34 protein-coding genes are annotated in these 26,319 nt (G+C 56.8%); 19 read left to right on the top strand and 15 right to left on the bottom strand.

Annotation, left to right across the window (positions count from 1 at the left end; genetic code table 11):
- Together ACR0NZ_RS15315 and ACR0NZ_RS15310 are read left to right on the top strand one after the other, a co-directional pair.
- A complete protein-coding gene (locus ACR0NZ_RS15315; protein WP_480520047.1) occupies positions 1–267 on the top strand; it encodes a hypothetical protein in 267 nt (88 codons plus the stop codon).
- 10 nt (positions 268–277) lie between these two features.
- Complete coding sequence (locus ACR0NZ_RS15310) at positions 278–922, top strand: DUF1523 family protein (protein ID WP_480520045.1); 645 nt, start codon at positions 278–280, stop codon at positions 920–922.
- A gap of 53 nt (positions 923–975) precedes the next feature.
- Here ACR0NZ_RS15310 and ACR0NZ_RS15305 read toward each other — a convergent pair whose 3' ends face one another.
- From ACR0NZ_RS15305 to ACR0NZ_RS15280, 6 genes are all read right to left on the bottom strand, one after another.
- Positions 976–2,070, bottom strand: coding sequence for a flagellar basal body P-ring protein FlgI (locus tag ACR0NZ_RS15305; protein WP_480520043.1), 1,095 nt, complete (start codon positions 2,068–2,070; stop codon positions 976–978).
- Positions 2,067–3,074 (bottom strand): flagellin, encoded by a 1,008-nt coding sequence (locus ACR0NZ_RS15300; RefSeq protein WP_480483906.1) that lies wholly within the window; start codon positions 3,072–3,074, stop codon positions 2,067–2,069. The genes ACR0NZ_RS15305 and ACR0NZ_RS15300 overlap by 4 nt, the downstream gene beginning before the upstream one ends.
- Before the next feature lie 2 nt (positions 3,075–3,076).
- Complete coding sequence (gene flgK / locus ACR0NZ_RS15295; RefSeq protein ID WP_480520041.1) at positions 3,077–4,528, bottom strand: flagellar hook-associated protein FlgK; 1,452 nt, start codon at positions 4,526–4,528, stop codon at positions 3,077–3,079.
- Between the two features lie 33 nt (positions 4,529–4,561).
- Positions 4,562–5,857 carry a flagellar hook protein FlgE gene (locus ACR0NZ_RS15290; protein WP_480520039.1) on the bottom strand — a complete coding sequence of 432 codons (1,296 nt, stop codon included), beginning with the start codon at positions 5,855–5,857 and terminating at the stop codon, positions 4,562–4,564.
- Positions 5,858–5,947: 90 nt separating this feature from the next.
- Entirely contained in the window at positions 5,948–6,787 is an 840-nt protein-coding gene (locus ACR0NZ_RS15285) for an OmpA/MotB family protein (RefSeq protein WP_480494531.1), read from the bottom strand.
- A gap of 88 nt (positions 6,788–6,875) precedes the next feature.
- Entirely contained in the window at positions 6,876–8,213 is a 1,338-nt protein-coding gene (locus ACR0NZ_RS15280) for a FliI/YscN family ATPase (protein WP_480520037.1), read from the bottom strand.
- An 87-nt stretch (positions 8,214–8,300) separates the two neighbouring features.
- Between ACR0NZ_RS15280 and ACR0NZ_RS15275 the strand changes: the two genes are divergently transcribed.
- From ACR0NZ_RS15275 to ACR0NZ_RS15235, 9 genes are read left to right on the top strand one after another with little or no spacing between them, the layout of a single operon-like run.
- Positions 8,301–8,687 carry a FlgB family protein gene (locus ACR0NZ_RS15275; RefSeq protein ID WP_480520035.1) on the top strand — a complete coding sequence of 129 codons (387 nt, stop codon included), beginning with the start codon at positions 8,301–8,303 and terminating at the stop codon, positions 8,685–8,687.
- A 12-nt stretch (positions 8,688–8,699) separates the two neighbouring features.
- Positions 8,700–9,086 (top strand): flagellar basal body rod protein FlgC, encoded by a 387-nt coding sequence (gene flgC / locus ACR0NZ_RS15270; RefSeq protein WP_480520033.1) that lies wholly within the window; start codon positions 8,700–8,702, stop codon positions 9,084–9,086.
- Positions 9,087–9,097: 11 nt separating this feature from the next.
- A complete protein-coding gene (gene fliE / locus ACR0NZ_RS15265; protein WP_480520031.1) occupies positions 9,098–9,388 on the top strand; it encodes a flagellar hook-basal body complex protein FliE in 291 nt (96 codons plus the stop codon).
- Between the two features lie 4 nt (positions 9,389–9,392).
- Positions 9,393–9,665: a flagellar biosynthetic protein FliQ gene (locus tag ACR0NZ_RS15260; protein WP_171621143.1), complete on the top strand. Its 273-nt coding sequence runs from the start codon at positions 9,393–9,395 to the stop codon at positions 9,663–9,665.
- Positions 9,665–10,375 carry a flagellar hook-basal body complex protein gene (locus ACR0NZ_RS15255; protein WP_480520029.1) on the top strand — a complete coding sequence of 237 codons (711 nt, stop codon included), beginning with the start codon at positions 9,665–9,667 and terminating at the stop codon, positions 10,373–10,375. Before ACR0NZ_RS15260 ends, ACR0NZ_RS15255 begins: the two co-directional genes overlap by 1 nt.
- A 21-nt stretch (positions 10,376–10,396) precedes the next feature.
- Entirely contained in the window at positions 10,397–11,182 is a 786-nt protein-coding gene (gene flgG / locus ACR0NZ_RS15250; protein ID WP_480520027.1) for a flagellar basal-body rod protein FlgG, read from the top strand.
- Positions 11,182–11,598, top strand: a complete 417-nt coding sequence (flgA, locus tag ACR0NZ_RS15245; protein WP_480520148.1) for a flagellar basal body P-ring formation chaperone FlgA — start codon at positions 11,182–11,184, stop codon at positions 11,596–11,598. Before flgG ends, flgA begins: the two co-directional genes overlap by 1 nt.
- Positions 11,598–12,329: a flagellar basal body L-ring protein FlgH gene (gene flgH / locus ACR0NZ_RS15240; protein WP_480520025.1), complete on the top strand. Its 732-nt coding sequence runs from the start codon at positions 11,598–11,600 to the stop codon at positions 12,327–12,329. The genes flgA and flgH overlap by 1 nt, the downstream gene beginning before the upstream one ends.
- 9 nt (positions 12,330–12,338) lie before the next feature.
- On the top strand, positions 12,339–12,839 hold the full coding sequence (locus ACR0NZ_RS15235) for a flagellar basal body-associated protein FliL (RefSeq protein WP_480520023.1): 501 nt from the start codon (positions 12,339–12,341) through the stop codon (positions 12,837–12,839).
- Positions 12,840–12,873: 34 nt separating this feature from the next.
- Here the strand turns inward: ACR0NZ_RS15235 and ACR0NZ_RS15230 are convergent, their stop codons facing one another.
- From ACR0NZ_RS15230 to ACR0NZ_RS15195, 8 genes are all read right to left on the bottom strand, one after another.
- Positions 12,874–13,257, bottom strand: a complete 384-nt coding sequence (locus ACR0NZ_RS15230; protein WP_480520021.1) for a hypothetical protein — start codon at positions 13,255–13,257, stop codon at positions 12,874–12,876.
- A complete protein-coding gene (locus ACR0NZ_RS15225; RefSeq protein ID WP_480520019.1) occupies positions 13,254–14,342 on the bottom strand; it encodes an EscU/YscU/HrcU family type III secretion system export apparatus switch protein in 1,089 nt (362 codons plus the stop codon). Before ACR0NZ_RS15225 ends, ACR0NZ_RS15230 begins: the two co-directional genes overlap by 4 nt.
- Positions 14,339–15,112, bottom strand: a complete 774-nt coding sequence (locus tag ACR0NZ_RS15220) for a flagellar biosynthetic protein FliR (RefSeq protein ID WP_480520017.1) — start codon at positions 15,110–15,112, stop codon at positions 14,339–14,341. Before ACR0NZ_RS15220 ends, ACR0NZ_RS15225 begins: the two co-directional genes overlap by 4 nt.
- Entirely contained in the window at positions 15,109–17,136 is a 2,028-nt protein-coding gene (gene flhA, locus ACR0NZ_RS15215; protein ID WP_480520146.1) for a flagellar biosynthesis protein FlhA, read from the bottom strand. The genes ACR0NZ_RS15220 and flhA overlap by 4 nt, the downstream gene beginning before the upstream one ends.
- A 69-nt stretch (positions 17,137–17,205) precedes the next feature.
- Positions 17,206–17,904, bottom strand: a complete 699-nt coding sequence (locus ACR0NZ_RS15210; protein WP_480520015.1) for a transglycosylase SLT domain-containing protein — start codon at positions 17,902–17,904, stop codon at positions 17,206–17,208.
- A gap of 72 nt (positions 17,905–17,976) precedes the next feature.
- Complete coding sequence (locus ACR0NZ_RS15205) at positions 17,977–18,405, bottom strand: Lrp/AsnC family transcriptional regulator (protein WP_480474766.1); 429 nt, start codon at positions 18,403–18,405, stop codon at positions 17,977–17,979.
- Between the two features lie 52 nt (positions 18,406–18,457).
- Complete coding sequence (locus ACR0NZ_RS15200) at positions 18,458–19,777, bottom strand: MFS transporter (protein ID WP_480474767.1); 1,320 nt, start codon at positions 19,775–19,777, stop codon at positions 18,458–18,460.
- A 3-nt stretch (positions 19,778–19,780) separates the two neighbouring features.
- A complete protein-coding gene (locus tag ACR0NZ_RS15195) occupies positions 19,781–20,038 on the bottom strand; it encodes a metal-sensing transcriptional repressor (RefSeq protein WP_480474768.1) in 258 nt (85 codons plus the stop codon).
- A gap of 133 nt (positions 20,039–20,171) precedes the next feature.
- Between ACR0NZ_RS15195 and ACR0NZ_RS15190 the strand changes: the two genes are divergently transcribed.
- From ACR0NZ_RS15190 to ACR0NZ_RS15160, 7 genes are all read left to right on the top strand, one after another.
- Positions 20,172–20,786 carry a ribonuclease D gene (locus ACR0NZ_RS15190; RefSeq protein WP_480520013.1) on the top strand — a complete coding sequence of 205 codons (615 nt, stop codon included), beginning with the start codon at positions 20,172–20,174 and terminating at the stop codon, positions 20,784–20,786.
- Positions 20,783–21,751 carry a KpsF/GutQ family sugar-phosphate isomerase gene (locus ACR0NZ_RS15185; RefSeq protein ID WP_480474771.1) on the top strand — a complete coding sequence of 323 codons (969 nt, stop codon included), beginning with the start codon at positions 20,783–20,785 and terminating at the stop codon, positions 21,749–21,751. The genes ACR0NZ_RS15190 and ACR0NZ_RS15185 overlap by 4 nt, the downstream gene beginning before the upstream one ends.
- An 11-nt stretch (positions 21,752–21,762) precedes the next feature.
- A complete protein-coding gene (gene lptC / locus ACR0NZ_RS15180; protein WP_480520011.1) occupies positions 21,763–22,362 on the top strand; it encodes an LPS export ABC transporter periplasmic protein LptC in 600 nt (199 codons plus the stop codon).
- Between the two features lie 3 nt (positions 22,363–22,365).
- Positions 22,366–22,857, top strand: coding sequence for an LptA/OstA family protein (locus ACR0NZ_RS15175; RefSeq protein WP_480520009.1), 492 nt, complete (start codon positions 22,366–22,368; stop codon positions 22,855–22,857).
- A complete protein-coding gene (gene lptB / locus ACR0NZ_RS15170; protein ID WP_480474775.1) occupies positions 22,857–23,615 on the top strand; it encodes an LPS export ABC transporter ATP-binding protein in 759 nt (252 codons plus the stop codon). Before ACR0NZ_RS15175 ends, lptB begins: the two co-directional genes overlap by 1 nt.
- Before the next feature lie 252 nt (positions 23,616–23,867).
- Complete coding sequence (hpf, locus tag ACR0NZ_RS15165; protein ID WP_480474777.1) at positions 23,868–24,431, top strand: ribosome hibernation-promoting factor, HPF/YfiA family; 564 nt, start codon at positions 23,868–23,870, stop codon at positions 24,429–24,431.
- Between the two features lie 57 nt (positions 24,432–24,488).
- A complete protein-coding gene (locus tag ACR0NZ_RS15160) occupies positions 24,489–24,953 on the top strand; it encodes a PTS sugar transporter subunit IIA (protein ID WP_267363095.1) in 465 nt (154 codons plus the stop codon).
- A 53-nt stretch (positions 24,954–25,006) separates the two neighbouring features.
- Here the strand turns inward: ACR0NZ_RS15160 and dalA are convergent, their stop codons facing one another.
- The gene (gene dalA, locus ACR0NZ_RS15155; protein WP_209507204.1) at positions 25,007–25,522 is read right to left on the bottom strand and encodes a divisome-associated lipoprotein DalA; all 516 of its coding nucleotides are present in this window, start codon (positions 25,520–25,522) and stop codon (positions 25,007–25,009) included.
- Between the two features lie 169 nt (positions 25,523–25,691).
- Between dalA and ACR0NZ_RS15150 the strand changes: the two genes are divergently transcribed.
- Positions 25,692–26,291, top strand: a complete 600-nt coding sequence (locus ACR0NZ_RS15150) for a L,D-transpeptidase (RefSeq protein ID WP_480474779.1) — start codon at positions 25,692–25,694, stop codon at positions 26,289–26,291.
- The last annotated feature ends 28 nt before the right edge of the window (positions 26,292–26,319 follow it).

Genomic DNA, 26,319 nt, shown 5'->3' with positions numbered 1-26,319 from the left:
ATGTTCGGGTTATTGCGCCTTTTGCTGATCTTGTTGGTGATCCAAACGATCGCCTATGTCGCGCTGTCTTTCTACTCGCGCGGGATACGCCGTCGTAAACTGGAAAGCTGGTGGGACGAGAAGGGCAAGTCGGGCAATAAGGACGCCTTTGTCGAACGCGGGTTGCATGTGTATGACAATTCGTTCCGGCGCCAACTGATCCTGGGTGTCTATATTGTGCCATGGGTGGCGATTGGCGCGCTGATCTACATCGTGAATTACATGTGAGGGTTTAGGCATGGCCTACGTGAAATGGGCGTTCATCATCATCTTCTGGGGAACGATCGCTGCGGTCCTGCAATACTCGCTGCCGCAACACGACGTTGTGCGTATCGTAAACACCTACGAAGAGCGGCAGGATCTGAACGACTGGACACGGATATTCTGGTCCGAACCCGAAGACCAATCGACCAGCCTGTCTAACCGGGATGTGCAATTCATTCAGGCCGTGCGCGAAAATGGCAAGCCGATCGTGTACCGAAACGAAGACACCGGGTGGGGGTGGCCACCCTACTTCAAGTTCGACACGGCGAACCTTTACACCGAAGCTAATGATGCGAAATCGACCAAGGAAAACCCGAAATGGGTGGTCGTGACCCATTACGGGTGGCGCAATGAGTTCATGTCGATCTTTCCCAACGCCATTTTCATCAAACATGTGGAAGGGCCGGATGCGCAGGTCATTCCCTGGTTCAACATCATTTTCTTGACAATTTTTGCCGCGCTGGTCTGGGCGGTTTGGGTGCGCTGGCGCAGGTTCCGGAAGGCCCGAATTGATCCGATGATTGAGAATGTGGAAGACGGCTTTTATGCTGCCGGCGACGCGATTGAAGAACGCCGAAACAGATTTCAGCGCTGGCTGGACAGCTGGAAGTCGAAATAGGCCTTAACGTCGCGGGCATGTTCTCAGCACGCCCGTTGGGCCAGAGATGCCGGCTACCTGACGACAAATTCTGCGTGCAAGGCACCCGCCGCCTTGATGGTTTTCAAGATGTCGATCATATCCTGGGGCGACACCCCCAGCGCGTTCAGGCCTGCGACAACCTCCGACAGGGTCGTAGCTTCGGGGATTTCGGCAAGGCCAGTTCCTTCTTCCTCTTCGATCCCCGCAATAGTGCGCGGCACGATTACTGTTTCGCCCTTGGCAAACGGGTTGGGTTGCACGGCAATCGGCGCTTCCTGAACTGTCAGGGTCAGATTACCCTGAGAGACAGCCACACGCGATATCCGGACTTCCTGCCCCATAACGATAGTGCCGGACCGCTGATCGACCACCACACGCGCTTTTGCTTCCGGCTCGACCAGAATATTCTCGATACGCCCGATGGCATGGGCCGTTGATACTGCCTGCGTTGCAGCAATGTTGAGCTCAACCGTGCCTGAATCGCGCATGATTGCCACAGCTCTGTTGAACTCGGTATTTATGGCGAATTCGATACGCGCGGCCGTGGTGAAATCGGGTTCTCTCAATGCCAGGCGCATTTGGGTCAGAGTTGACAAGTCGAACTCAATTTCACGCTCAACACGCGCGCCGGACGGGATCACACCCGAGGTTGGCACCCCGCGCACGACCGACGCGGCCTCTCCTTCAGCGGAAACGCCACCCGCAAGGATTGTGCCTTGTGCAACCGCATAGATTTGCCCGTCTGCTGCGTTAAGTGGGGTCATAACCAGCGTCCCACCCAATAGGCTGTTTGAATCGCCTATCGCCGAAACCGTTACATCGATTTGGCCGCCGACTCTGGCAAAAGGCGGCAGACTGGCTGTCACCAAGACGGCTGCCACATTCTTAGGCCGGAAATCCTCGCCCGTTACGTTGACACCCAAACGCTCCAAGATGTTGGACATGATCTCTTCGGTGAAAGGGGAGTTGCGCAATCCGTCACCGGTTCCGTCCAAACCGACAACCAGGCCATAACCCACAAGATCATTACCTCGGACACCATCGAAATCCACGAGGTCCTTGAGGCGGATTGCCCCCGCCCAGGCCATACCGGGAAGAAGGATCAGGAGAAGTATCAGCGCCCTCATCTCAGGAAATTCACCAGTGAAAGGTTCGCATTGCGAACGGTCACCGAATAGAGGCTTTCCAGCTGAAACTGCACCGTTTGCAATTTCGCCGCTGTTTCATAGGGATCTGCTGCGATCAGCTCGTTCCGGCTGAATTCCAGACTGGTTCGGGCCATCGAATTTCGCGTGGCGGCCTGTTCGATGCGGCCCTCGGCGCTGCCGACCTGGGCCCGCAAGTTTACTGTGGCATCCTGTGCGTTGGCCAGATCGACGCCCAGCTGGGTGAACAGGGCGGTGCGCTGGTCGGAAGAAAGAGCCAACGTATTGTCGGTGGCTAATGCCGCTGTTGCAACATCCCTTAGGGCCGCCTTGAATGCCGGGTCGGTTGCCGTGAGTGGCAGCGTAACGCTTTCATTTTCCGAGATCTGCATAGGAGAGAGTGTGGTGCTCGCACCCTGATAAATCATGGCGTCAAACCCGGCAGGGCTATTGAACCATGTGTCGGCAGCCAAGCGTATGTCGGCGACGGTCACAGCCCCCGTCAGTTGTGTCTTCAACGCAGCCAACAGCGTGTCAGTCGAGGGCAGTGGAGAGACATCCGTGGCTGTACCCGAAAACAGACTGCGCCCACCAACTCGCGTGTTGAGCGCCGATACCATCGTGTCGAGCTCATTCCTGGCATGATCTGACGCCTGCGCATGATTTACCGGCTGATTGGCCGTTCCGTAGGCCAACAGAGACGCGGTTATTTCGCCAACCGAATCTCCAAATGTCTTCAGGCTCAACTGCATGGCATCCGTGAACAGGGCCGCTTCGGCTGTGGCGATGCCAAAGGCGTCGAGTCTGGCAAGCGAACGGTCCAGGTCCAGGATCTGAGAGTAATCTCCGCCAAGTCGGCCGGATATGTCCTGCACTTTGCCGGTGGACATCTCGTAAGAGAGAGTTTCAATCTGTGTTTTGATTTCAGTGGCGCGGGTGCGAAGGGTCATACCGCGCGCCAGATCGCCGATAGCAGTCAAGTTCATGCTCATAACCTCAGAAGCGTTTCCATAAGCTCATCGACGACCGAAATGACACGCGCGTTTGCTGCGTATGTCTGTTCGATCTGCATGAGGCGCTGTAATTCCTGATCCGTATCGACGCCTTGTTCGGCCTCAATCTGTGACATTTGTTGTTGGCTGTTGCTGGCAAAAACCTTCCGCTGCTCTGCAGCGTGGGATTGCGCCCCGGCTTTCGACATAAGCGCCTCGGTCAACTCGGCGGCGCGCATGTTTCCAGTGCCAAACAGCCCGCCAGGTACGGTGCGCGCATCATTCAGAATGGCACCGAAAGCACGCAGTTGCGACGCTTGTCCGGGATCGCCCGGCGTTGCGGCACCCAGCCCGGCGCGGAGCTTCCAGCTGTTCCCGCCGTTGTCGGGGTCCGCAACCGAATTCATCGAAATGCGCGATGACAGCCCGACAAAGGTTGTCGGGTCGAACCGATTTCCGTTGTCTGTGAACAGACCGGGATCTGTCGCAAGTGCCGTGGGATCCAAGCCCGGCGTTTCAAATCGTTCGATAAGATCGCGGGCAACGGTATCAAGCTGCAGCTGCGCCTCAACCGCCAATTCATCGCGAATTGAAAACTGGGCCATCAACGCGCCGCCACGGATTTGCGCAGTGTCCCCGCTGGTGCGTACCGGGTTGCCGTTCATAGCCAATCCGGACAGGAGACCATTTGCAACCGTCATGTGGGGTTTCGTCTCACCGGTCGTGGAAAAGGTGAACTCGGACGCCTTACCTTCAAGAAGTATCAAACCGCCGTCTGAATAGAGCGATACCTGATCGTTGGCACGTGGCACAACGTTGACCGGGATCAAAGTATTGACCTGATCGATCAGGACTTGCCGTTGATCCAGCAAGGCCCCGATATCGCCGCCGGAATTTTGAATGGCCGGAATCTTTGCGTTCAGAACTTCGATATCTTTCAGAACCAGGTTCAGGCTTTCGATCTGATCGCCTATCTTGCGGTCCGCGTCCGAGCGTGCCTGTCGCACACCCTCAGAAGCCGCGTTAAGCTCTGCCGTAAGGTCGCGCGCCGCGCGCGCCACTTGATCAAGTCTTTCGATCGAGTCGGGTAGACTGGCTGCGGTGATGAAGCTGTTTTCCAAGGCAGACATACGGCTGGCAAGGGATGGCGTGCTGTCTGCTGTTCCTACAAGGTTTTCGAACCGTGAACGGAAATCCGAAATGGCGGATTGAAAGGCAAGCTCGGCGTCTGACGACCGTCTGTTGGTCGTCAGAACCGGGTCCTGATGCCGGATCACCCCAACCGTACGCACACCATTTCCAGATATGGGGCTTGTTGCCAGTTCAAGGGACCTGCGCGCATAGCCCGGTGTCAGAGCATTCGCGATATTCCCCGAGACCACAGCCGCCCCGCGACTGGCCGCTGTCAGCCCACCCAATGCGTTATTGAGTGCCGTCGACATATTCATGAGGCCGCTCCTTTCCTTTGGTCAGTGTCTGGATCAGCGCTTCAAGTTGGTCGTTTCCTGAAGCATCTCGTCCACCGTCTGAATCACCGTGGCGCTGGATGAATAGGCGCGTTGTGTCTGGATCAAGGATGTCAGCTCGGTTGCCACATCCGTGGTGGATTCTTCGCGAGCGAAGGAAACGATATCACCGGTTGGTCCTTCGCCCGCGTTCCACAGAAAGAACGTGCCGCTTTCGCGGGATGGCGCGTAGGTTTGACTGTCCAGTGCCGTCAGGCCATTGGGGTTAGGAACATCGGCCAGCGGGATCTGGAACATTCGGCGGCTGACGCCGGTATCGTAGAATGCATAGACATAGCCACTTTCATCGACCTGAACGCTGGTCATCGTACCAACGGCAGAGCCGTCCCGCGTAATTGAAACTGGCGCGAAGGTGTCGGACAGTTGAGTAATGCCATCGGCATCGCCGATCAGCCCGATATTGACCTCCATCGGGCCGCCAGCGACGTTGACCATGACACTGCCGGTTGCCGGATCGTAGGCGCCGCCGGTTACAGGGGCGACGCTGGCTAGTGTGCCTCCGGCTGTTCGATTGTCGGTAAACGTCAAAGTATATTCCCCGATAACCGCGCCACCGGATGCCGAATCGCGCAGAACCATGGTCCATTCATTGCTGCTGCCAGTTGCCGGAACGGTCGGGATCAGTTGAATATCAATACTTTCGGATTTCCCGAGGTTGTCGAAATACTCGACCGACAAAGGCTGTGTATCACCTGGCGCACCCGCATCTGTTGCCGTTGCGGGAAGGTTCATACGCAGGTTCATCTTTGTCGTCGGGGCACCGGACAACTGATTGACGCTCAACTGAATTGGTTCAAGCGCGGCGGGCGTGTCGCGTGGAACGGGCGGGATGGATCCGTCTGCCGCAGCACGCCATCCCAATAGAACTAGACCGGATTCGGTCACCAGGTATCCTTCGTCGTTGGTCCGGAAGGAACCCGTGGTCGTCAACAACATCTCGTTCGAATTTGCTCCGACCTGCGAGCTGGATCGTACCGGCAACATGCCGCGCCCACGAACTGCCAAATCGGTAGAGTTGCTGGTTGTCACCAGTGATCCGCGCTGATCAATCAGGCGCTGGCTGGTCGTGCGCACGCCCCCTGCCGAATAACTGCCACCCTGGCCAGACGTGACCATCGAATGAAAGTCAGTTTCCACCCGTTTGTATCCGTATGTCGAAGAGTTTGCGATGTTGTCGGAAATCGTGGCCAGCCTGTTGGCGTTGGCCTTCAACGCCGCCACACCGGCATTCAGCGAAGAGGAAATGGTCATTGGCGCGCCTTTCTGTTGCGTCAAGCTTTGATGCAACAGGTAACGCGCTGCCTCTTAACAGCGCGCTAACAGGTAAAATGCGTTTATCCTTTAGGGTCGACGCAGAAATATCACTTCGATTCTGTTGTTCCGAACCGCCATCGGATTGTCGGTGAAGAGTTTTCTGTCAGCATGACCTGTGATGCGATCCATACGGCTTGCCGCCACGCCTTTGTCCTGTAACAGCTGGCGGACTGATTGCGCCCGGGCAGTGGACAGATCCCAGGCGGTATTACGAACCTGCACAACAGGAGATGCGCTGACATGGCCTGTGACTGCAATCGGGTTGGTCACCAGATCCGAAGAACGCGCTATGATCAAAGCAAGCGCCCGCATGATCCCGGTTGGTTTCTCGGAACCGGATTCGAACAATGGCTGGGTATCCGTATCGAATAGCTCAACGACGAATCCTTCGTCGGTGACGCGTGTCACGATATGCCTGAGAAGCTTATCCGACACCTCGCTTTCACCGGTTCGCCCCAAAAGCTGAGCTTCAAGCGTCGAGAAGTCTTCGGTGTCACCTTTGCCACCACCGTTGGCGTTCACACCGGTTGATCCGCGCGCCTGACGGGATTCAGTTGCGTGTTTGGTGCTGGCCCCGGCACCATCCCGCAGCAACGTCTTTTCCGACAACATACTGTCGCCGCCAAAGGCACCGTCTCCGCCGCCGGATTCGGGGCTCAGAGGGATTGTAGGGGCGAAGTAATCCGCCAATCCTTTGCGTTGCTGTTCAGTTGTCGCGTTCAGCAGCCACATCAACATGAAGAAGGCCATCATGGCCGTGACAAAGTCGGCATATGCAACTTTCCACGCCCCGCCGTGGTGACCATCACCACCCGACACACGCTTCTTCTTGATGATGATTGGCGCCGCATTGGTCTGCGCACCCATCTCCACCACCTATATTATCACCCGAGTATCTGCCTAGCAGCGCAGGTCTTAAGGTGGTCTTAATACTTAAAAATGTTCAGAGTTCCGCCTAGCGTGGCAAGCTAATCGATGCACGGCGCAGAATCAATGACAGGCGATCAAAACTGTTTTCGATTCCCTCAGACTCTGGTTTGGCAAAAAAGGCGTCCAGTTCCTCATGGATGCGAACAGCCTGATCCAGCAGCGGGTCAGACCCTTCGGCATACAGCCCGGCCTTGATCATCACTTCGGACTGCTCGTAACTGCCCACGAGTTTTCGGGTTTCGGTGATCATCTGGTTCTCGGCCTCGGATGCGGCTCCTGGCAGGCTCCGCGACACTGATCTGCTGACGTCAATGGCCGGGAAACGTCCCCGTTCGGCGATGTTACGGCTCAGCACAATGTGCCCGTCCAAAACGCCGCGCAGAATGTCAGCGATGGGTTCATCCATGTCCGAACCGGCCACCAAAACGCTGAACACTGCGGTAATATCCCCCTGTTCCTGCGTTCCGGGGCCTGCGCGTTCGCAAAGACTGGCGATCAGGGGTGTGACAGAGGGTGGATATCCCCGCAAAGACGGCGATTCCCCCATAGAAACAGCAATTTCACGATGCGCTTCGGCAAAGCGGGTCACAGAATCAGCCAAAAAAAGAACGTTCAGCCCCAGATCCCGCAGATACTCAGCCATCGACATGGTCGACCAGGCGCACCGCCTGCGCGCCAACGCCGACTGGTCAGAGGTGGCAGCCACCACGATCGTGCGTTTCATGGCTTCGGGGCCAATGGCCTGCGCGACAAATTCATTCACCTCGCGTCCGCGTTCGCCAATAAGCGCGACTACGACGACATCGGCCTGCATGGACCTGGCCAGTGTGGAAAGCAGGGTCGATTTTCCGACACCCGACCCGGCGAACAACCCCACCCGCTGACCGCGCACGACGGGCAACACAGTGTTGAGAACCGACAAACCGGTGGCCATCCTCTGCCCCAACGGTTTGCGCGCCACGGCTGGTGGAGGGGTCTGCATGATATCGCGCGTCTGCGGGCCGCTCAGCAACGGCTTTCCATCCAAGGGTCTGCCAAAGGGGTCGATTACCCGTCCAAGCCAGTGCAATCCTGGTGCAAAATCCGGTGATGGGTCAAGGTAGACGCGATCCCCCAGGCTAACGCCGTCGGGCGCCGCATTGGGAAGCATTTTGATATGGCCAGCACTGACATGAAGCACCTCGCCCGCAAGATCGGACCCGACGCGCCGCCGCAATGTCAGCAAATCCCCGACCCGGGCATGCGTGTTCAATCCACCGATCTCGATCAGACCCTGTGCGACGCCGGTGACCAGCCCCACGTGACGGACTGCGGTCATCCTGTCGAGCTCGTGTTTCAGAAGTACCGGGTCGAGATCAGACATCGTGGCGTCTCCAACTGAGTTCTGAAAACGGTTTCTAAAGGAATCGGGGTTAAGCCTTGATTGAAATTGATCGAGGGAGAAGCCCCGATGTTCTATGACCTGAACGTCTTTAAGACAGCGTACGCAATGGCAACCCATGCAGGGCAACGGCAGGCGATCATTGCGCGAAACATGGCCAATGCGGATACACCGGGCTATCAACCGCGCGATATCGAAGCCTTTCAGAAAGCTTTCGAAACCACCGGGCATGACGTGACCATAAAAGCCACTCGGCCGGGCCATCTGCACGGCAGTATGGGTGCGCAAAACTGGGCTGAGGTTGAAGCTGTCCCATCAGGCGATCCCAATGGCAATGGCGTGTCGCTTGAGGAAGAGATGCTGAAATCGGTCGATGTCAAACGACAGCATGACCGAGCGTTGGCGATCTACAAATCCTCGATGGACGTTCTGCGCACCAGTTTGGGTCGCGGATAAGGGGCGGCAGGTATGAGCGATTTTTCCCATTCCCTTGCTGCGTCAGCCAGTGCCCTGCGCGCACAATCCGCACGGCTGCGGCATGTGTCCGAAAACATCTCGAACGCAGACACGCCCGGCTATCGGCGCAAGACTGTACCGTTTGAAACCGTGCAGAAAAACGGTGGGGACATGGTGCAGGCCGGCCGCGTGACGCTTGATCAGCGTTCGCTGAGCCGCATCTACGACCCCGGTCATCCGTTGGCAGATGAAAGTGGTCACTACCAAGGCTCCAACGTCGATTTGATGATTGAAATCGCGGACGCCAGGGAAGCCCAGCGCAGTTATGAGGCCAATCTAAAGATGTTTGATCAGACGCGGCAGATGTCGTCGTCGCTGATGGAATTGCTCAGAAAATAAGGACAACCAGAATGGATATCCGATCACTCAACGCCGCGCAGAATTATGCCGGCGCACGCTCTGCCACACAGGCCGATCCCGATCATAGCGGGGCGGCACAAGGATTGAGGGCGACCTTTCAGGACTTTGCAACCACGCTGAGACACAGCGAACAGATATCTCAGTCTGCGATGGTCGGTCAGGCTGATCCCCATGCACTTGTTCAGGCGCTGGCCCAGACCGAACTGGCGGTAGAAACCGCGGTGATCGTCCGCAACAAAGTGGTCGAAGCCTATCAGGAAATCCTAAGAATGCCGGTCTGACCCGATGCTCAGCGAAGGGCTTTTTTATGACATCGTTCGTCAGGCGTTGTGGGTTGCGGTCATCACATCCGTCCCGATCCTTGCCGTGGCGCTGGTTTCTGGCCTGATTGTCGGTCTGTTCCAGGCGCTGACCTCGATTCAAGAGATGACCCTGACTTTCGTTCCCAAATTGATCGCCATTGTCGTCGTGTTCTGGATTTCGATGGGGTTCATGACTCAGACCCTTGTTACGTTTTTTACCGGAACGCTTGTTCCCTTGATTGCAGGAGGCCGCTGATGGACACGGCTTACGTCACCCTGTCCCGCCAGTCCGGGCTGATGAATGAAATGCGGCTGGTGGCGAATAACATCGCAAACGCCAACACGACCGGATATCGCCAGCAAGGGCTGGTGTTTTCGGAATACGTGCGGGACATGCCGAACAATCCGTCCCTCTCCATGAGCCGGGCCGAGGCGCGTAACACATCGTTGCAACAAGGCGTTCTTACGGAAACCGGAGGGCAGTTTGATTTCGCCCTCGAAGGGGACGGGTTTTTCACGGTTGAAACCCCGGATGGTAACCGTTTGACGCGCGCGGGCAGCTTCTCGCCAAACGCCGAAGGCGATCTGGTTGCGATGGATGGCGCACGCGTTCTGGATGCCAACGGTGCCCCTGTCTTTATCCCGCCCGATGCAGCTTCGATTGATGTCGGCAGTGATGGAACGTTGAGTGTCAACGGCCAGTTTCTGGGCCAGTTGGGCGTTTTCAATGTTACTGATCCGCAGGAGCTGGTCCGCGAAGGAAATACGCGGTTTCGTGCCAACGGTGCGATAGACCCGGTTGATGAACCCGTTGTTTTGCATCGCTTTCTCGAAGGTTCAAACGTCAATGCCATTCAGCAGGTGACCCGCTTGGTGGAAATCCAGCGCGCGTATGAGCTGGGGCAAAGTTTTCTTGACAGCGAAGACGAACGCGTGCGCGGGGCGCTCAAGGCGCTGATGCGCTGAACGGTATAAGGAGAGTTTGACATGCGAGCCCTGAAAATTGCCGCCACCGGAATGACCGCGCAACAGATGCGGGTCGAGACGATTTCGAACAACCTGGCAAACATGAACACCACCGGCTACAACGCCCGCCGGGCCGAATTTGCCGATTTGCATTATCAACAGATGGCGCGCGCCGGAACTGTAAACGCCTCGGACGGAACAGTATTGCCAACGGGTATTCAACTTGGTCTGGGCGTGCGGCCCGCAGCTGTTACCGTGCAACTGGAACAAGGTGCCTTGTCAGCCACCGGCAGTGATCTGGACGTGGCGATCGAGGGGCGCGGATATCTGGAAATCACGCTGCCCAGCGGTCAGTCCGCGTATACGCGTGACGGCGGCCTCAAGCGGTCGGCAGAGGGTCTGATTGTCACCTCCGACGGTTATGCGGTTTCGCCGGAACTCACCATTCCCGACGACGCAAGGTCAATTTCAATCAATGCCGCGGGCGAGGTCTATGCATATTTCGACGACTCTCCCGAGGGGCAGTTGCTGGGTGAGTTTGTCCTTGCCAGCTTTTCGAACGCCAAGGGGCTGGAAGCCATTGGCGGCAATCTGTTCACGGAGACCGAGGCGTCGGGTGCCCCGGTACTGGGAACTCCGGGAAGTGATGGGCTGGGCACATTGCGGCAGGGCTATCTGGAAGACAGCTCGGTCGATGCAGTGCGCGAGATAACCGAACTTATCGAGGCGCAGCGCGGCTATGAGATGAATGCCAAAGTCATCTCGGCGGTGGATCAAATGATGAGCGCGACAACGCAGGTGCGATGATGCGAGGACTCGGCATATACTTGGCACTACTGGCTCCAATTGCTGCACAGGCTGACATTGTGGTTCCAACACGCACGATCCGGGCCAAGGAAATCATTTCCGCAGCGGATTTGAGAACAAGCCCGACGGATGTCCCCGGCGCAGTGGCTGACCCTGATTTTCTGATCGGGCAAGAGGCGCGGGTGGCACTTTATCCAGGCCGGTCGATCCGAATCACTGATGCAGGACCCCCCGCCATCGTTGACCGCAACGATCTGGTCGTCCTGATATTCGACCGCCAAGCCTTGTCGATAACTGCGGAAGGCCGCGCCTTGGGACGTGGTGCTGCCGGGGACCGCATCCGGGTCATGAATCTGTCGTCCAGAACAACTGTAACCGGCCAAATCCGCACGGATGGCCAAGTCGAGGTTAAGTGATGACCGGACTGTCGAAAACTCTTCTTCTTATAGCTTTGTCGTTGGCCGCGTGTGGCCGTCTGGATCATCTTGGCAAGCCGCCGAGTTTTACACCAAGTGAAGAGTCTCCCGAGCAGGTTGCCATGCTGTGGCCGGGTCTGCCCTTGCACACGCAACCACAACGCACTGTTGACCGCTCATCTCTATGGAGCGGAGGGCAGCAATCGTTGCTGGGCGACCAGCGGGCGATCAAGAAAGGTGACATACTGACAGTGGTCATCGAGCTGGATGAAAAAGCTGAGATATCAAACAACACCAGACGGTCCAGGTCGGGCTCGGAAAACCTTGAGGTTCCTGGCCTCTTTGGTTTGCCCCAGCGCGTGCAAAAACACTTACCTGACGGGGCATCGCTGGATGATGCTGTGTCAATCGAAGCGGATTCCACAAGTTCCGGGCGGGGATCTGTGAGGCGAAACGAGAAACTAACCCTGCGTGTCGCTGCGACGGTTCTGGATGTTCTGCCGAACGGGGTTCTTTCGATTTCCGGCTCGCAGGAGTTGCGGGTCAATTTTGAACTGCGCGAGCTTTTGGTGGCCGGGTATGTCCGCCCTCAGGATATCTCGCGACAAAACGAAGTCACCTACGACAAGATCGCCTCGGCGCGGGTGTCTTATGGTGGAAGAGGTCAGATTACGGATGTCCAGCAACCCCGATACGGCCAGCAAGTTCTTGACTCACTCTTGCCGTTCTGAGGTGCGACCGTGATTGCAAAATTGGTTCCAGTCGTTTTCCTGATTGTCGGCCTGGGTGCGGGTGTCGGTGCCGGGCTGTTTCTGTCACCTTCGGGCAAGCCCGACAAAACAGCCGCCGAAAAAGAAGTGGCAAAAGAAGAGAAAGCCGATCACGAGAAGTCTGAAAAGTCCAAGGAAAAAAAGCCAGCCTATGGGTATTTAAAGTTGACCAAACATTTTGTCGTTCCGGTGGTTGCGGACGACGAAATCGAAGCGATGGTCACTTTGTCCCTCAGCCTTGAGGCGAACACAGCAATTGAAGAAACTTTTTATTCCATTGAACCCAAGCTGCGAGATGGCTTTCTTCAGGTTCTGTTTGATCACGCAAATACCGGGGGATTTGATGGGGCTTTCACAGAATCCCGAAATCTGGATGTCTTGCGTAAGTCCCTGTTGGAAGTGGCAAAAAAAGAACTGGGTGAAGATGTTTCAAAAGTGCTGATCATGAGCGTGAACCGTCAAGATACCTGACGAAGGTCGCTTCACGGCGCGGATCCGGCCAGCATTAACGGGTTTGCTTTCGCACGACGGCCTGCCGATGGCTTTTCAGCTGCTGCTCCCGCAGGATTGCGACGGCTTGTTTGCGGCCAAATGCAATTCTGAGCGCTTCCACACCGGCAAGTTTCTGAGCGCGTGTTTGGGCAAGTCGCATATTCAATGTGCGGCGCGTGGCAGATTCCCAGCCATTCCAAAGAATGTCGGCCCCCGATATCTGATATCCTTCGATTAACCCGCTGGCTTTGCGCATCTGGTCAAGCTGATGATCCAGTTTCGCCAATTGGTGCTGAATTCTGGCCTCGGCCTCGAGGATCGGGCGGAGTGTCTGAAACTGCTTCTGGAAAGTGACGTCGGCTATTTTTTCCATCCCGCTTAGCTGAGTGTCCTTCAACGGATCTGCTCCCTTGAACGTTTCCGCATCGCTTCGGCGAACCTGATTGCAGCGGCAACAGGGCGATAATGTTCTTCGGCGATCTCCTGCCCGATGTCGACAGTTGCGTGAAGCGCACGCGCCGTCGGGGGGTCCGAATGGATTGGAACGCCAGCCTGAGCTGCAGCGGAACGGATGGAAGCGGCCACTGCATCCACACCCTTGGCGACACAAACAGGTGCGCTGCCTGTAGCCCTCGACCACTTCAGCGCAACGGCAAAATGGGTGGGGTTTACGATAACAACATCCGCGCCCGGAACGTCTGCCATCGTCTGGCTCGAGGCGATTTCCTGCGCACGTTGACGGCGGTGTTGCTTTACATACGGGTCGCCTTCGGCGTCCTTAGTTTCATCCTGGATCTCTTTGCGCGACATGCGGTTCTTGCGCATGTGCTCGGCGTATTGCCACAGAAAGTCGATAACGCCGATGCCGAGTGCGATGGCAACCACAATGAACAGGAAGCGAAACAACAGGTTCATCATCAGCAGTATGGATGACTTTGCAGAGGCCGCGCTGGCAGACAGAATTTCAACCAAGTTCGATTTGATGAAAAGTGCGAGGCACAGGCTGTAAATCACCAGTTTGGTTGTACTCTTGGCAAACTCGAACAAACCACCGCGCCCGAACTTATTTTTGGCATTCGAAACAAGGGATATCCGCGAAAGCTTTGGCTTGAGTTTGCTGGGGGCGAATACCAGTGAGCGCTGGGCAATCAGGTTTAACAGAACGGCCACCGCGGGCAGGCAGAAAAGCACGGCAATGGGTGGCAATGCGCCGCTCAGAATTCCGGCAACCGTCGCTGTCGCAGGCCCGATGTTCAGAAGGTTCGCAATCTGGTCGGATTGGTCTACCAGGACCATGAACAGATTCCCCAACTGCGTGACGGGGTACTGCCCTGCTGCCAACAATGCGACCAGCAGCCCGGTATATGCCGCAACAACCGACAAGTCGTTGGACTTGGGAACCTCACCCTTTTCACGGGCTTTCTGAAGCTTTTGTGGCGTCGGCTCGTATGACTTGTCGCTGTCGTCATCGGCACCGCTCATCGCTGGCCTCCGATCGGGTTCATGAAGAAGGCAATCAGCGCGTCAGACCAAACAGAGACGATCAATGGTGCGCCCGAAAACAGCAGAAACAGCCCGGCAAATGTTATTGCTGGCGCGCCCACAAAGGCGACCATCAATTGCGGCATGGCCCGGTTGATGACCCCAAGTGCAAGATTGTAGATCAACGAGGCGATAACGAATGGCGTTGCCAGCGAGAAGGCCAACCCAAAGCTGCGTGAGATTTGTTGCACACCCCAATGGGACAAGTCTGCCGAGCTTGGTGCCAACCCCATGGGGAATAAAGCATAACTCTGGATCAGGAATTGCGCGGCCCGAACGTGCAAGCCCATGATGACGGCAAGCGTTATCCCCGCGATCGTCAGCAGATATCCCATCGCCGGAACTGGATCAGCGGCCGCTGCACCCAGCAATTGCGACAATGACGTGGATTGCGCGGCAATGGATCCGGCGGTTTGCAGCGCCAAAACAAACAGCCGCAACCCTGTTCCAAGCGCCAGTCCAATCAGGATTTCTGCCCCGACCAACCGTACCAGCGTCCTGAGGCTGGGGGACAGGTCGAAAGGTTGGGTTGCCGGAAAAATGATCAGGGTAAAGGCGACGGAAATCCCCAGTTTCATCCGTGTTGGAATGCTGCGCTCGCCGAAAGCGGGCAGCAGTGAAACCAAAGCAGAGACGCGCAGAAACACCGCAAAGGCCTGCCAGAGCGGTTCGGCCAGCTGCGTCAACAATTCTGGCGGCAAAGCGATCACGCGGGAACAGTTCCTACCAGCGCGGGTTTGGCTTCCAATCCGATCTCCTCAAAAGAAAGAACCGGGTTTGAAATGCCGCGAGCATACATGATCGTACGCAGCAATCGGCGTCGCCGGGTCGAGGTCACGACTGCAGGAAACAGACCGTTATCAGCAGATCTGGCGATACTGCTGACCATGCCGTCGGCCAGCTTGTTAAACAGGTTCGGCGGCAGTGCGACATCCAACCCGGCGCTGGGCGCGTCGACCTGATAGGTGTTGAACGTTTCTTCCCATTCGGGAGCCAGTTGGATAAGCGGGATTGAACCGTCTTCGCGCTTCATGTCTGCGACCAGCTGAAATCCGAGACGCTGGCGCACCAATTCGCAAATGGTTTCGGGTTGGGTGGTTGTCAGCCGTGCCTGGGCCACACTTTCAAGGATCAGGGCCATGTTCCGGATCGAAACCCGTTCCTCCAAAAGTAGTCGTAGAACGGCGTGCAATGTGTCGATCGGAACTTTGTCGGGGATCAATTCATCCAGAAGCTTGCGGTTTGCCTCAGCCCGTACCGGGTCGCTCAGACGGGTCATTTCGGTCAGGAGGCGGCGCAGGGATTTCAAGGTCAGCAGGCGTGAGAAGTTCTGTTTGATAATTTCAAGCAGATGCGTTGCCAGGATCTCGGGCGGTGAGACTATGGTGGCCCCGTTCAACGCCGCGTCCTCCTGATGTTTGGGCAGGATCCAACGGGCAGGCGCGCCGTAAACCGGCTCCGTCACGTCGTTGCCTTCGGGCAACAGATCGAACCCGTCCTGAACCAGAGCCAGAACCAGATCGGGGTTCAGAACGCCGCGCGCCTGTTCGACCCCCTGAACCTTGATCACATAGGTTCCGGTTGGCAGGTCGGCTCGATCAGTCAGACGAATTTCGGGCAGGATCAATCCGAAGGTGGACGCCACGTAGGTGCGCATATTGGCGATGCGGGCATCCAACCCGGTCCCGGGATTCAACACCAGACTTACCAGATCAGGTGCGAATTCAAGGTGCACGTCATCCAGATCCAGAATATCACCAATAGCCTGCGAGAAAGGCACCTCGGTGTCGGTCGCCTGCGAATGCAATGACGGGTCCGTTTCTTTCTGCTTTTTCCGAATTCTGTAGGCCGCATATCCAAGCACAGCTGCACCGAGGATGAACGGCAGGAAAGGCAGGCCGGGCACCAGCGCAAACAGGACCATCAGAACTGCCACGGTAGACAGCGCCGCCGGATGCCGCCCGAGTTGGGAGAAAATGGCATTGTCAGTGGCACCCTGTGTTCCGCCGCGCGCCAGCAGCAATGCAGAGGCAATCGAGATGATAACAGCGGGGATCTGCGAGACCAGACCATCACCGACGGTCAGGATTGCATATGTCTCGAACGCCGAAGACACCGGCATTCCGTGCACGATCACCCCCATGACCAAACCCATAACAAGGTTCAAAAGAGTGATCAGAAGACCGGCAACGGCATCACCTTTGACAAATTTCGACGCACCGTCGAGCGAGCCGAAGAACGTTGTCTCCTGCTGTTCGCGTTCCCGCCGATCCTTGGCTTGCTGATGGTCGATGGCCCCGGCTGACATGTCGCTGTCGATGGCAAGTTGCTTGCCCGGCATCCCGTCCAGTGCAAAGCGAGCGCCCACTTCGGCCATACGGGCGGCCCCTTTGGTGATGACCATGAAGTTCACGATCAGCAGCACCCCGAATACAACAAGACCCAGAAAGATGCTGCCGCCCATGACGAAATTGGCGAACCCTTCGATCACGTCACCCGCTGCGTTGGGTCCGGTATGCCCCTGACCGATGATCAGTTTGGTTGACGAGACGTTCAGCGACAGGCGCAACATCAGCGATGCCAGAAGAATCGTTGGGAAGGATGAGAAATCCAACGGACGCTCGATGAACAGCGTCAGTGTGAAAATCAGGATGGCAAGCGCGAAAGAGGCGGCTAGCCCGACGTCCAGCACCCAGGCGGGCATGGGCAGGATCATCATGACGATGACGGTCATCAGCGCCACTGCCAACAGGACAGTAGGTGAAAACAGGGACCGGATGTCAAACTGGGGCACGCAGGTATCCTAATTGAAAGGGATGAAAGCAGTTGCTGTGCTATTGGTCGGGACCAGAGAGCCCAGGGAAGTGGTGGCGGGTGTGGCCACTAGCATCGGAATCAAGGGCGCTGCGGCCCTTGTGAACGGATCGAGTGACATACGAGAAAACCCGTGTGAGGACGGGTTGTCCAACTGGGCCATCACTGTCTTGAACCGACCACGATAAGCCTTGGCCAGAGCATTCGTGCGGGAATGGTAGGCCCCGGCCGCAGCCGACCACGAACCAAGCTCGAAATAAAGGTCTTTCAGGAAGCGGGCAGCATAGGTCGCATTTTCATCCGGATCGAACATCGAATCGATCGAGCGGAAGGCATTGCCATGCCATCGATAATTGACCTGAAAACACCCGACGTCAAAGCTACGAGAGCCCGCTTTGAAAATATCGAAAACATAGGCCTTGGCCTCGGCCTCGGACTTGAACCAATACCCCTGGCCTTCGACATTTATAGTCCAGGGCCAGGGCTGCAACATTCCGCCAACTGTTCGCCCGGTTTCAACGCGTGTTATGGCGCGCAGTACATCCAGCGGAACATCTTCGGACAGTGATGCACGGCGCGCGGCCTGATCACAAAGCCCGCCTGTTGGCACATTGTGCATGGCGGTACCCGCCTGCGCCAACAGCACATGCAGTATCATGAAAGCAATCGGTATTCTGTGAATTGGCATTCTGCCGGTCCGGGATTCTGGTGTTCCCGGCCAAGCTAGACACCGATCGGTTTACAGAGGGTTATCGCGGCCTCAATTTCGGTCGATCCTGCGCCCGAAAACAACGCTTGTATTGGTGCGCAGGACGCCAGGGATCTTCGCCAGATCGTCCACCAGAATGTCCAGATCCTCCAGCCTCGGGGCATCTGCGGTCAGCATCAGATCGAATTCGCCATTGATCGACAGGCACAGTTTGACCTCGGGATAGGCCTCGAGCCGTTTAAGGATTCGGTTGGTTTCCTTCTGCTGCACTTCCAGCATAACGATGACCTGCACTTTAGGCGTGTCTTCCGTGGACCCAAGGCGCACGGTGTATCCCGTGATTACGCCGCGATGTTCCAGCCGACTGATCCGTTCATGCACAGTCGTGCGAGCCACACCCAGCGAGGCCGCGATCTGCGTGGTCGAGGCACGTGCATTGGCTTGCAGGGCGGCGATAATACGACGGTCAAGCTGGTCCATTGGGGCTCCGGTTTGCGGCAAGTCCGGGTTTAGATCAGATTGACGCCCTTTCTCAAGGCTCACGCGGCATGCGTGGGTGCAGATCATCGATAATGATCGGGTGCGCGTGCGGGCCTACCCCGGCCAGATGCGGATGATCGGTCGGCAGATCGGGGTGATTGTGAACAACCGGTTCCTGATCGTCACGCGGCCAAAGGCTGACTGCTACAATCACACCCGTCATGGACAGAATAGACATACTGCCGAGCGCGACAGTCGGTCCATAGACGGTCATTATCCACCCAGCCAGCGGATAAAGCACCAACCAGCAGCCATGCGACAGAGTAAACTGTGCAGCAAAGACAGCGGGGCGGTCTTCAGGATGGGCCGAACGGGTCAACAAACGACCCGAAGGCGTAAGGGTTGTAGAATACCCAAAGCCGGTAAAGGCCCAAAAAACGGCAAGGACACCCAGCGTAAGCGGGATCGTCGCGGTCAGAACCGAGGCGACGGCCATAGCGCCCGACGCAAGAATGGCTCCGGACAGCATAACCTTGCGATCCTCGATCCGATCCAGCAGGCGGGGCAGAGTGAACGCCGCAAGCATCGACCCGCCCCCAAATCCGGCCAGTGCAATGGCCACGGCGCTTTCGGACAGGCCAAGCGTGGCCCGCACGATGACCACTGTGTTGACGATCACCATCGAACTCAGCGCTGCCGCGCTCCAATTGAGTGCAAGCAGCCCACGCAGCCGGGGCGTTTTCAGGTAGATGCGAATTCCGCGTGTAGTGCGGTCATAGATTCCGCGTGGTTTGCTGGGCTTGGGCGAGGGCAGGGCGACCGAGACAACCAGAAATGCCGAGGCAACAAACCCCAGCGCTGTGCCCCAGAACAGGCTGTTGAAGCTGACCAGCAACAGAAGTGCCGCGGCAAACATCGGGCTCAGCAGGCTTTCCATGTCGTAGGCCAGACGTGACAGAGACAAAGCGCGGGTATACTCGTTTTCATCTGGTAAGACGTCCGGGATCGTCGCCTGAAAGGCGGGCGTGAACCCGGCCGAGGCGGATTGGAGCACGAAGATCAGCACATAGATTTGCCAGACCTCGGTCACGAAAGGCAGGCATACGGCGACTGCGGCGCGGATCAGGTCCAGAAAAACCAGCATTTTCCGACGGTCCAGCCGTTCGGCAAAAGCGGCGGCCAGGGGGGCCACGGTGACATAGGCCACCATCTTGATTGTCAGCGCGGTGCCCAGCACAAGGCCAGCAGCGTCTCCGGCCAGATCAAAGGCCAGCAGCCCAAGCGCGACTGTGGCCAGCCCGGTTCCGGTCAGGGCGACGATCTGGGCAGCAAACAGGTGGCGGTAGGTCCGGTTTTTTAGAATGCTCAGCATGGTTCAGAGGTATTTCGTGATGGCTTTAAAATCCTCGATCCCGCCGCTATCGCCATCGGAAGACAGGCAATGGTCGATGTGATCATGGATCAAGGCGCGCTTGGCGTTGGTGACCGCTTTTTCAACGGCAAACAGCTGTTGGGCGATGTCAGAACAGGGCGCCTGACCTTCAAGCATGGCAATGACCTTTGCCAGATGCCCGTGGGCCCGTTTCAGCCTTGCCGTGATATGCGGATGCGACTCGCGGGGTAAATTTGTCATGATGTATCCCTATCCCCCCCATGAGGATATTGTCAATCCTGTTGCGGGGATCTGCCCGTGACTTTTAGACGGCGTTGAGTTTATGGACCAAACCGCCTATCTCGGAGGCGATATCGCACAAAGGAATAATCGGGTGGCGAACCATTTGTACAAAAACGACCTGCCGGACGGGTTGGATCTGGGCCCCGTTGTGGCCATTGACTGTGAAACCATGGGTCTGAACCCACATCGTGACCGCTTGTGTGTGATTCAGATGTCGGGTGGAGACGGCAACAGCCATATCGTGCAGGTGGAAAAAGGCCAGACAGAGGCGCCGAACCTATGTGCCATGCTGGAAAACCCTGACGTGCTGAAGCTGTTCCATTTCGGGCGCTTCGACATCGCCGCCATGTACCATACCTTTGGTGCTCTGGCCGCGCCGGTGTACTGCACCAAGATCGCCAGCCGCCTGGTGCGGACCTATACCGACCGGCACGGGCTCAAGAACCTGTGTCAGGAACTCATCGGTGTCGATATTTCCAAACAGCAACAGATGAGCGACTGGGGCGCAGTCTCACTTACAGACGCTCAATTGGATTATGCTGCGTCAGACGTACTCTATCTGCATCAGCTGCGCGATGCGCTAAACATTCGTCTGGTTCGCGAGGACCGGACTGAAATGGCGCAGGCCTGTTTTGACTTCCTGCCGATGCGTGCGAAACTGGACCTTGCCGGTTGGCCCGAAACGGATATCTTTGCGCACTCATGACCGATACCGAAGCATTCCTGAGAACCGCCCGTCAGGTGGTCATAGACGAAGCCCGCGCGCTGGACGTCCTTGCCGACAGTTTGGACAAGCATTTTGCCGAAGCGGTGCAACTGATCCTTCAGGCCACCGGGCGCATCATCATCAGCGGTATCGGCAAGTCAGGCCACATAGGTCACAAGATTGCGGCCACGCTGGCCAGCACCGGAACGCCTGCCTATTTCGTGCATCCGGCAGAGGCCAGCCATGGGGATTTGGGCATGGTCTCCAAAGGTGATGTGGTTCTCGCGATCTCGAATTCGGGAGAGGCACCGGAACTTGCTAATCTGCTGGCCTTTACGCGCCGCTTTGGCATTCCGCTGATCGGATTGTCCAGCAAACCTGACAGCACATTGATGAAACAGGCCGACGTACATCTTCTGATCCCGTCGATGGGCGAGGCTTGTGGCTATGGTATGGTGCCGTCGATTTCCACGACGCTGACCCTTGCCATGGGCGATGCATTGGCGATTGCCCTTATGAAATACCGCGATTTCCGACCCGAGGATTTCCGCGCCTTCCATCCCGGCGGCAAACTGGGTGCGCAATTGAGTACGGTACAGGATTTGATGCATGTCGGAGAGGCCCTGCCTCTGGTTGCGGCGCATACTCCGATGAGCGATGCGCTGATCGAAATCAGCCAGAAGGGGTTTGGTGTTGCTGGTGTAACGGACCCGCAGGGTCAGTTGGCCGGGATCATTACAGACGGTGACTTGCGGCGCCACATGGATGGGTTGCTGAACAAAACGACCGAGCAGGTAATGACCCCCAACCCCACAACCATATCCCCGGGTGCGTTGGCGGAAGAAGCGGTCGCGATCATGAATGACCGTAAGATCACCTCGCTCTTCGTGGTTGACGAGGCTACATCAGGTCAGGCTTTGGGGCTGCTTCATATCCACGACTGCCTGCGTGTCGGTCTGGGCTGAGGGAGGCTGAAGTGGACAGATATTCCCGCATGGTGCAGTTCCTTAAGGTGCTGTTGCCGCTCGCGGCTATTGTGATGTTGTCCACGGTATTCTTGCTGTCCCGCAGCATCGAAACAAACGTATCCGTGCCCTTCGCGCAGAAAGACATTGATGAGAGACTGGAACAACAGGTGGTAACGCGGCCGGATTACCGCGGAACGACCCGCAAGGGAGAGACCGTGCATATCGAGGCTGTGCAAGCCAGGCAGGGCACCGAGGCGTCGGTTCCGACCGCGTCCGAGTTTCGCGGCCGCTTTGGGCTGCTCAATGGCGGCACAATTTCCCTGGATTCGAATTCCGGCCAGATCCGTCCGGATAGTGGAACAGCAACCTTTGTTGGTGACGTGGTCATCACCACGGCGGATGGTCTCAAGGTTACGACGGATCTGCTCAATACCTCGTTGGATGAAGTCCGGGGCGACACGCCGGGGCAGGTGAACGGAACCGGTCCGATCGGTAACTTTTCTGCGGGGCGTATGACCTTTGGCACTGAAAAAACGGACGGGCCAGTCCATATTGTTTTTACAGATGGTGTGAAGCTGGTATACGAGCCTGAAAAAGCAGAAAGATAACTTGTGTTCGATTTTCGATTTGTTCCTTTGTGCCTCGCGTTGATCGCGGGCGCCGCGCCCGTGATCGCGCAGGAGGCGCAGGTGGCTTTTGGGTCCGCGAATGCCGATCCGAGCCTGCCGGTCGAGGTGACATCGGAAACCCTGAACGTCAATCAAGAGGACGGATCGGCCGAGTTCATCGGGAACGTTATCGTCGTGCAGGGTGAAATGCGCCTGACAGCCGAACGCGTGCTGGTTATCTACAATCAGGAACGCTCGGCGATCGAGCGAATGGAAGCGACCGAGAATGTGGTTCTGGTCAGCCCGCCGGATGCAGCGGAAGGCGACTGGGCTGAATACAAGATCGGTTCGGGTGAGATTGTCATGAAGGGCAATGTCCTGCTGACACAGGGCCCCAGCATCATCAGTGGCGATCAGATGAACGCCAACCTGACTACGGGCACTGCGACCATGATCGGGCGGGTCAAAACGATCTTGCAGCAGGGAAACAACTGATGGCGCGTCCCGACCTGAAACTGACCGAGGGCAGTTCCGGGCTGCGCATCGAAAAACTGCGGAAGTCCTACAAAAAAAAGACGGTGATCCGCGATGTCTCGATGACGTTGGGCCGGTCCGAAGTGGTAGCGCTGCTGGGGCCGAACGGGTCAGGTAAGACCACAACGTTTTATTCAGTTGCGGGACTTGTATTCCCCGAGGCGGGAAAAGTCACGATAGACGGCCAGAATGTGACTACTTTGCCGATGTACCGGCGGGCGCGGATGGGGATCGGCTATCTACCGCAGGAGATGTCGATCTTTCGCGGCATGAGCGTCGAGGACAACATTGCTGCCGTTCTGGATATCACGGTCTCTCATGCGCATAAGCGCAAAGAGCGTTTGGAAGAGCTGCTGTCGGACTTCTCGATCGAACACTTGCGCCGGGCCCCGGCATTGGCTTTGTCAGGCGGCGAGCGCCGCCGGGTCGAGATCGCGCGCTGTTTGGCCGCAGACCCCAAATACCTGCTGCTGGATGAACCGTTTGCAGGCGTTGACCCGATCAGTGTCGGGGACATTCGCCATCTGGTCGCGGATCTGAAAAAACGCGGTATTGGTGTGCTGATCACCGATCACAACGTCCGGGAAACGCTGGAAATTGTCGACCGGGCCTATATCCTGCATGACGGTCAGGTTTTGATGTCCGGCACACCTGATGAGGTTGTCGAAAACGAGAATGTGCGCCGCGTCTATCTGGGCGAGAATTTCCGCATTTCATAATCTTGCGCGGAGTTGTGCCAATTGCATGGCGGAAATCGCGTATATACACTTCTGTTTTGATTGACTCTTCCCTCGTCTCTTGCCTCAATTGGCTTATGGCATTTACCCGGCTCCAGTCTGGATCTCGATGTCCCTTCTTCGAAGGGCTGGAAACAAGGCAACCGCGGAAAATGTCTCGACCCCCCACCCGATAAAAACAAGCTCGTCGCGTTTCGCGGCGTCAGAATGGGTGTGAATTGTGAAGGAGATCACATGCGTTACCAAATCAGCGGAAAACAGATCGACATCGGTGCGGCGTTGCAGACACACGTGCAGACCGAACTGAATGAGGTCGTGGGCAAATATGCGCAGCGGCCTACGGATGCAAACGTCGTCTTTTCCCGTTCGGCGCATGAATATGTATGCGAGACAACAGTACACCTGTCCACTGGCCTGACGGCTCAGGCCAAAGCCCATGCAACCGAGATCTACGCGGCATTTGAGGCATGCTGTGATAAAATGGAAAAACAGTTGCGTCGTTACAAGCGTCGCCTGAAGGACCACCACAAGGATCGGGTCGAACCGGTTGAACTCTTTGGGGCGTCCTCTTATATCCTCGCTTCTAACGAATCGGAGTCGGCCGATGAACCCGAATCGCTTCAGCCAATGATTGTGGCCGAGATGGAAACAAAAATCCCATCTTTGAGCGTCGGAGAGGCCGTTATGCAAATGGAACTTGCCGGTGCGCCAGTACTGGTGTTCAGAAATGAAAACAAGGACGGATTGAATGTCGTTTATCGTCGCGATGACGGTAATATCGGCTGGATTGATCCGTAACAGGCAAGGATACGGGGCCGCGCCCGCTGATGCGGGTGCGTGCCATGGAGCGTGATCATGGAGCTTTCGAGCATACTGAAGCCCGAAGCGGTGCGTGTTTTGTCCGCGGCTTCCAGCAAGAAGCGGCTGTTTCAGGAAATCGGTGACGTCGCCGCGGCGACGCTGGGTATCGATCCTCAGGAAGCGGTTGATTTCCTGCTGGAGCGGGAAAGCCTTGGACCGACCGGTGTCGGCCATGGTGTGGCGTTGCCACATGCGCGCCTGCCCGATCTTGATTCGGTGTCAGGTGTTTTTGTCATGCTTGAGAAGCCGATCGATTTCGGTTCGGTTGATCGCCAGCCTGTGGACATTGCCTTCGCGCTGTTTGCACCGGAAGAGGCGGGCGTTGATCACCTCAAAGCTCTGGCTCTAGTGTCTCGCACATTACGGGATACTTCGGTTTGCACCAAGCTCCGGGCGAACCCTGATCCGGTAAAGCTCTATGCGATCCTGACCGAGGCGCAGTCTATGCAAGCCGCCTGATTAACAAAAAAGCCCCCGAAAACCGGGGGCTTTTTTCTTTCCGTTTGGCTGGATCAGCCGCCGGTTCCCATTTCCAGCGTCCACCAGATTTTACCACCGCCTTCCTGATGCCAGGCGAATCCCATTTGGGTGGCCTTGGCGTCCATTATGACAGCCCTCGGTCCGGGTTCCTGCATCCAGGCGGCAAGCGTTTCAGTCTCGGTCTCGTAAGTTTCGGAAATGGCTTCCCCCAGAAACGTGCCGAAATAGCCAACACGCGCTGCCCGGTCGATCGGTGATGAACCGTCTGAACCAAAGTGCCAGGGCCGGTTCTGCCGCGACATATCCTTCGAATGAGTCGCCGCCGCTGCGTTCAGCTGCGCGTTCAGCTGTACGGGCTGCAATCCCTGGGCCTGACGCAAGGCATTGACCGAATCAAGCATGCGGAACTGCAGCTTTTCCGGATTGCCGCGGATCTTATATACGGTCGGCAATGGGCGACCATCAGATCCCAGGGTGGTTGAGCCAGTGTTGGTACATGCCGCAAGCGCGACAAAGCAAATCAACAGTAAAGAAACGATGCGCGTCATGTTCGACCTGATTATTGTATCACAACAGGGCATAGCGTGCCTGCTTGTTCTGAGCAAACGCGCAATGGCCACAACTTGCGTGATTCTGCCGGTTTGGTTTGCGACTGAAGCATTCTGGCCATAGAATGCCTCTGATTTCAGACTTCACCAAAACACAGGACCCGTTGTCATGGTCAAAAAGCGCATTCTTTCGCCTACCCGCAGGGGATTTCTAGCAGGGGCTACCGCCACTCTGGCGACACCGGCACTGGCGCAGTATATCCCAGGCGACCCGCTACGTCCCGCGCCCGAGAGTGAACCAGCGGTTCGCCGCAACGTATCCGGGTTCCGGGCATTGGATTGGCAACCGTATTTCTCGAACACCAGAAATGGCGCCATATTGGTCGATACCGTCTCAAGAGCGCTGCATTATTGGTCGGATGATCAATCGGTGTACAAATTGTACCCGTCGTCGGTTCCGCTGACCGAAGACCTTACCCGGCGCGGGCGCACCAGTGTGATCCGCAAGGTCGAAGGCCCGAGCTGGTCTCCGACGCCGTCGATGAAAAAGCGAAATCCGGAATGGCCGGACTATATTCCTCCGGGTCCTGATAACCCATTGGGAACACACGCTTTATACCTGAGCTGGAAGTACTATCGCATTCACGGCACCCATGATACGCGTAAAATTGGTCGCAGATCGTCGAATGGATGCATCGGCCTTTTCAACGAAGACATCGCCGAGCTGTTTTCGATGGCAAAGGTTGGCACGCAAGTGTTGCTAATATGACGACATTTTTGTGTGCGAAGCCGCTTAC

The sequence above is a fragment of the Ruegeria sp. AE3 genome, assembly GCF_056542225.1.
This window is presented reverse-complemented; position numbering and strand designations above follow the sequence as displayed.

Bases quoted from the DNA above. Each gene is read 5' to 3' on its own strand.
- ACR0NZ_RS15315 (WP_480520047.1), top strand. From the start codon at position 1: ATGTTCGGGTTATTGCGCCTTTTGCTGATCTTGTTGGTGATCCAAACG.
- ACR0NZ_RS15310 (WP_480520045.1), top strand. From the start codon at position 278: ATGGCCTACGTGAAATGGGCGTTCATCATCATCTTCTGGGGAACGATC.
- ACR0NZ_RS15305 (WP_480520043.1), bottom strand. From the start codon at position 2,070: ATGAGGGCGCTGATACTTCTCCTGATCCTTCTTCCCGGTATGGCCTGG.
- ACR0NZ_RS15300 (WP_480483906.1), bottom strand. From the start codon at position 3,074: ATGAACTTGACTGCTATCGGCGATCTGGCGCGCGGTATGACCCTTCGC.
- flgK (WP_480520041.1), bottom strand. From the start codon at position 4,528: ATGAATATGTCGACGGCACTCAATAACGCATTGGGTGGGCTGACAGCG.
- ACR0NZ_RS15290 (WP_480520039.1), bottom strand. From the start codon at position 5,857: ATGACCATTTCCTCTTCGCTGAATGCCGGTGTGGCGGCGTTGAAGGCC.
- ACR0NZ_RS15285 (WP_480494531.1), bottom strand. From the start codon at position 6,787: ATGGGTGCGCAGACCAATGCGGCGCCAATCATCATCAAGAAGAAGCGT.
- ACR0NZ_RS15280 (WP_480520037.1), bottom strand. From the start codon at position 8,213: ATGTCTGATCTCGACCCGGTACTTCTGAAACACGAGCTCGACAGGATG.
- ACR0NZ_RS15275 (WP_480520035.1), top strand. From the start codon at position 8,301: ATGTTCTATGACCTGAACGTCTTTAAGACAGCGTACGCAATGGCAACC.
- flgC (WP_480520033.1), top strand. From the start codon at position 8,700: ATGAGCGATTTTTCCCATTCCCTTGCTGCGTCAGCCAGTGCCCTGCGC.
- fliE (WP_480520031.1), top strand. From the start codon at position 9,098: ATGGATATCCGATCACTCAACGCCGCGCAGAATTATGCCGGCGCACGC.
- ACR0NZ_RS15260 (WP_171621143.1), top strand. From the start codon at position 9,393: ATGCTCAGCGAAGGGCTTTTTTATGACATCGTTCGTCAGGCGTTGTGG.
- ACR0NZ_RS15255 (WP_480520029.1), top strand. From the start codon at position 9,665: ATGGACACGGCTTACGTCACCCTGTCCCGCCAGTCCGGGCTGATGAAT.
- flgG (WP_480520027.1), top strand. From the start codon at position 10,397: ATGCGAGCCCTGAAAATTGCCGCCACCGGAATGACCGCGCAACAGATG.
- flgA (WP_480520148.1), top strand. From the start codon at position 11,182: ATGCGAGGACTCGGCATATACTTGGCACTACTGGCTCCAATTGCTGCA.
- flgH (WP_480520025.1), top strand. From the start codon at position 11,598: ATGACCGGACTGTCGAAAACTCTTCTTCTTATAGCTTTGTCGTTGGCC.
- ACR0NZ_RS15225 (WP_480520019.1), bottom strand. From the start codon at position 14,342: ATGAGCGGTGCCGATGACGACAGCGACAAGTCATACGAGCCGACGCCA.
- flhA (WP_480520146.1), bottom strand. From the start codon at position 17,136: ATGACCGTCATCGTCATGATGATCCTGCCCATGCCCGCCTGGGTGCTG.
- ACR0NZ_RS15210 (WP_480520015.1), bottom strand. From the start codon at position 17,904: ATGCCAATTCACAGAATACCGATTGCTTTCATGATACTGCATGTGCTG.
- ACR0NZ_RS15205 (WP_480474766.1), bottom strand. From the start codon at position 18,405: ATGGACCAGCTTGACCGTCGTATTATCGCCGCCCTGCAAGCCAATGCA.
- ACR0NZ_RS15200 (WP_480474767.1), bottom strand. From the start codon at position 19,777: ATGCTGAGCATTCTAAAAAACCGGACCTACCGCCACCTGTTTGCTGCC.
- ACR0NZ_RS15195 (WP_480474768.1), bottom strand. From the start codon at position 20,038: ATGACAAATTTACCCCGCGAGTCGCATCCGCATATCACGGCAAGGCTG.
- ACR0NZ_RS15185 (WP_480474771.1), top strand. From the start codon at position 20,783: ATGACCGATACCGAAGCATTCCTGAGAACCGCCCGTCAGGTGGTCATA.
- lptB (WP_480474775.1), top strand. From the start codon at position 22,857: ATGGCGCGTCCCGACCTGAAACTGACCGAGGGCAGTTCCGGGCTGCGC.
- hpf (WP_480474777.1), top strand. From the start codon at position 23,868: ATGCGTTACCAAATCAGCGGAAAACAGATCGACATCGGTGCGGCGTTG.
- ACR0NZ_RS15160 (WP_267363095.1), top strand. From the start codon at position 24,489: ATGGAGCTTTCGAGCATACTGAAGCCCGAAGCGGTGCGTGTTTTGTCC.
- dalA (WP_209507204.1), bottom strand. From the start codon at position 25,522: ATGACGCGCATCGTTTCTTTACTGTTGATTTGCTTTGTCGCGCTTGCG.
- ACR0NZ_RS15150 (WP_480474779.1), top strand. From the start codon at position 25,692: ATGGTCAAAAAGCGCATTCTTTCGCCTACCCGCAGGGGATTTCTAGCA.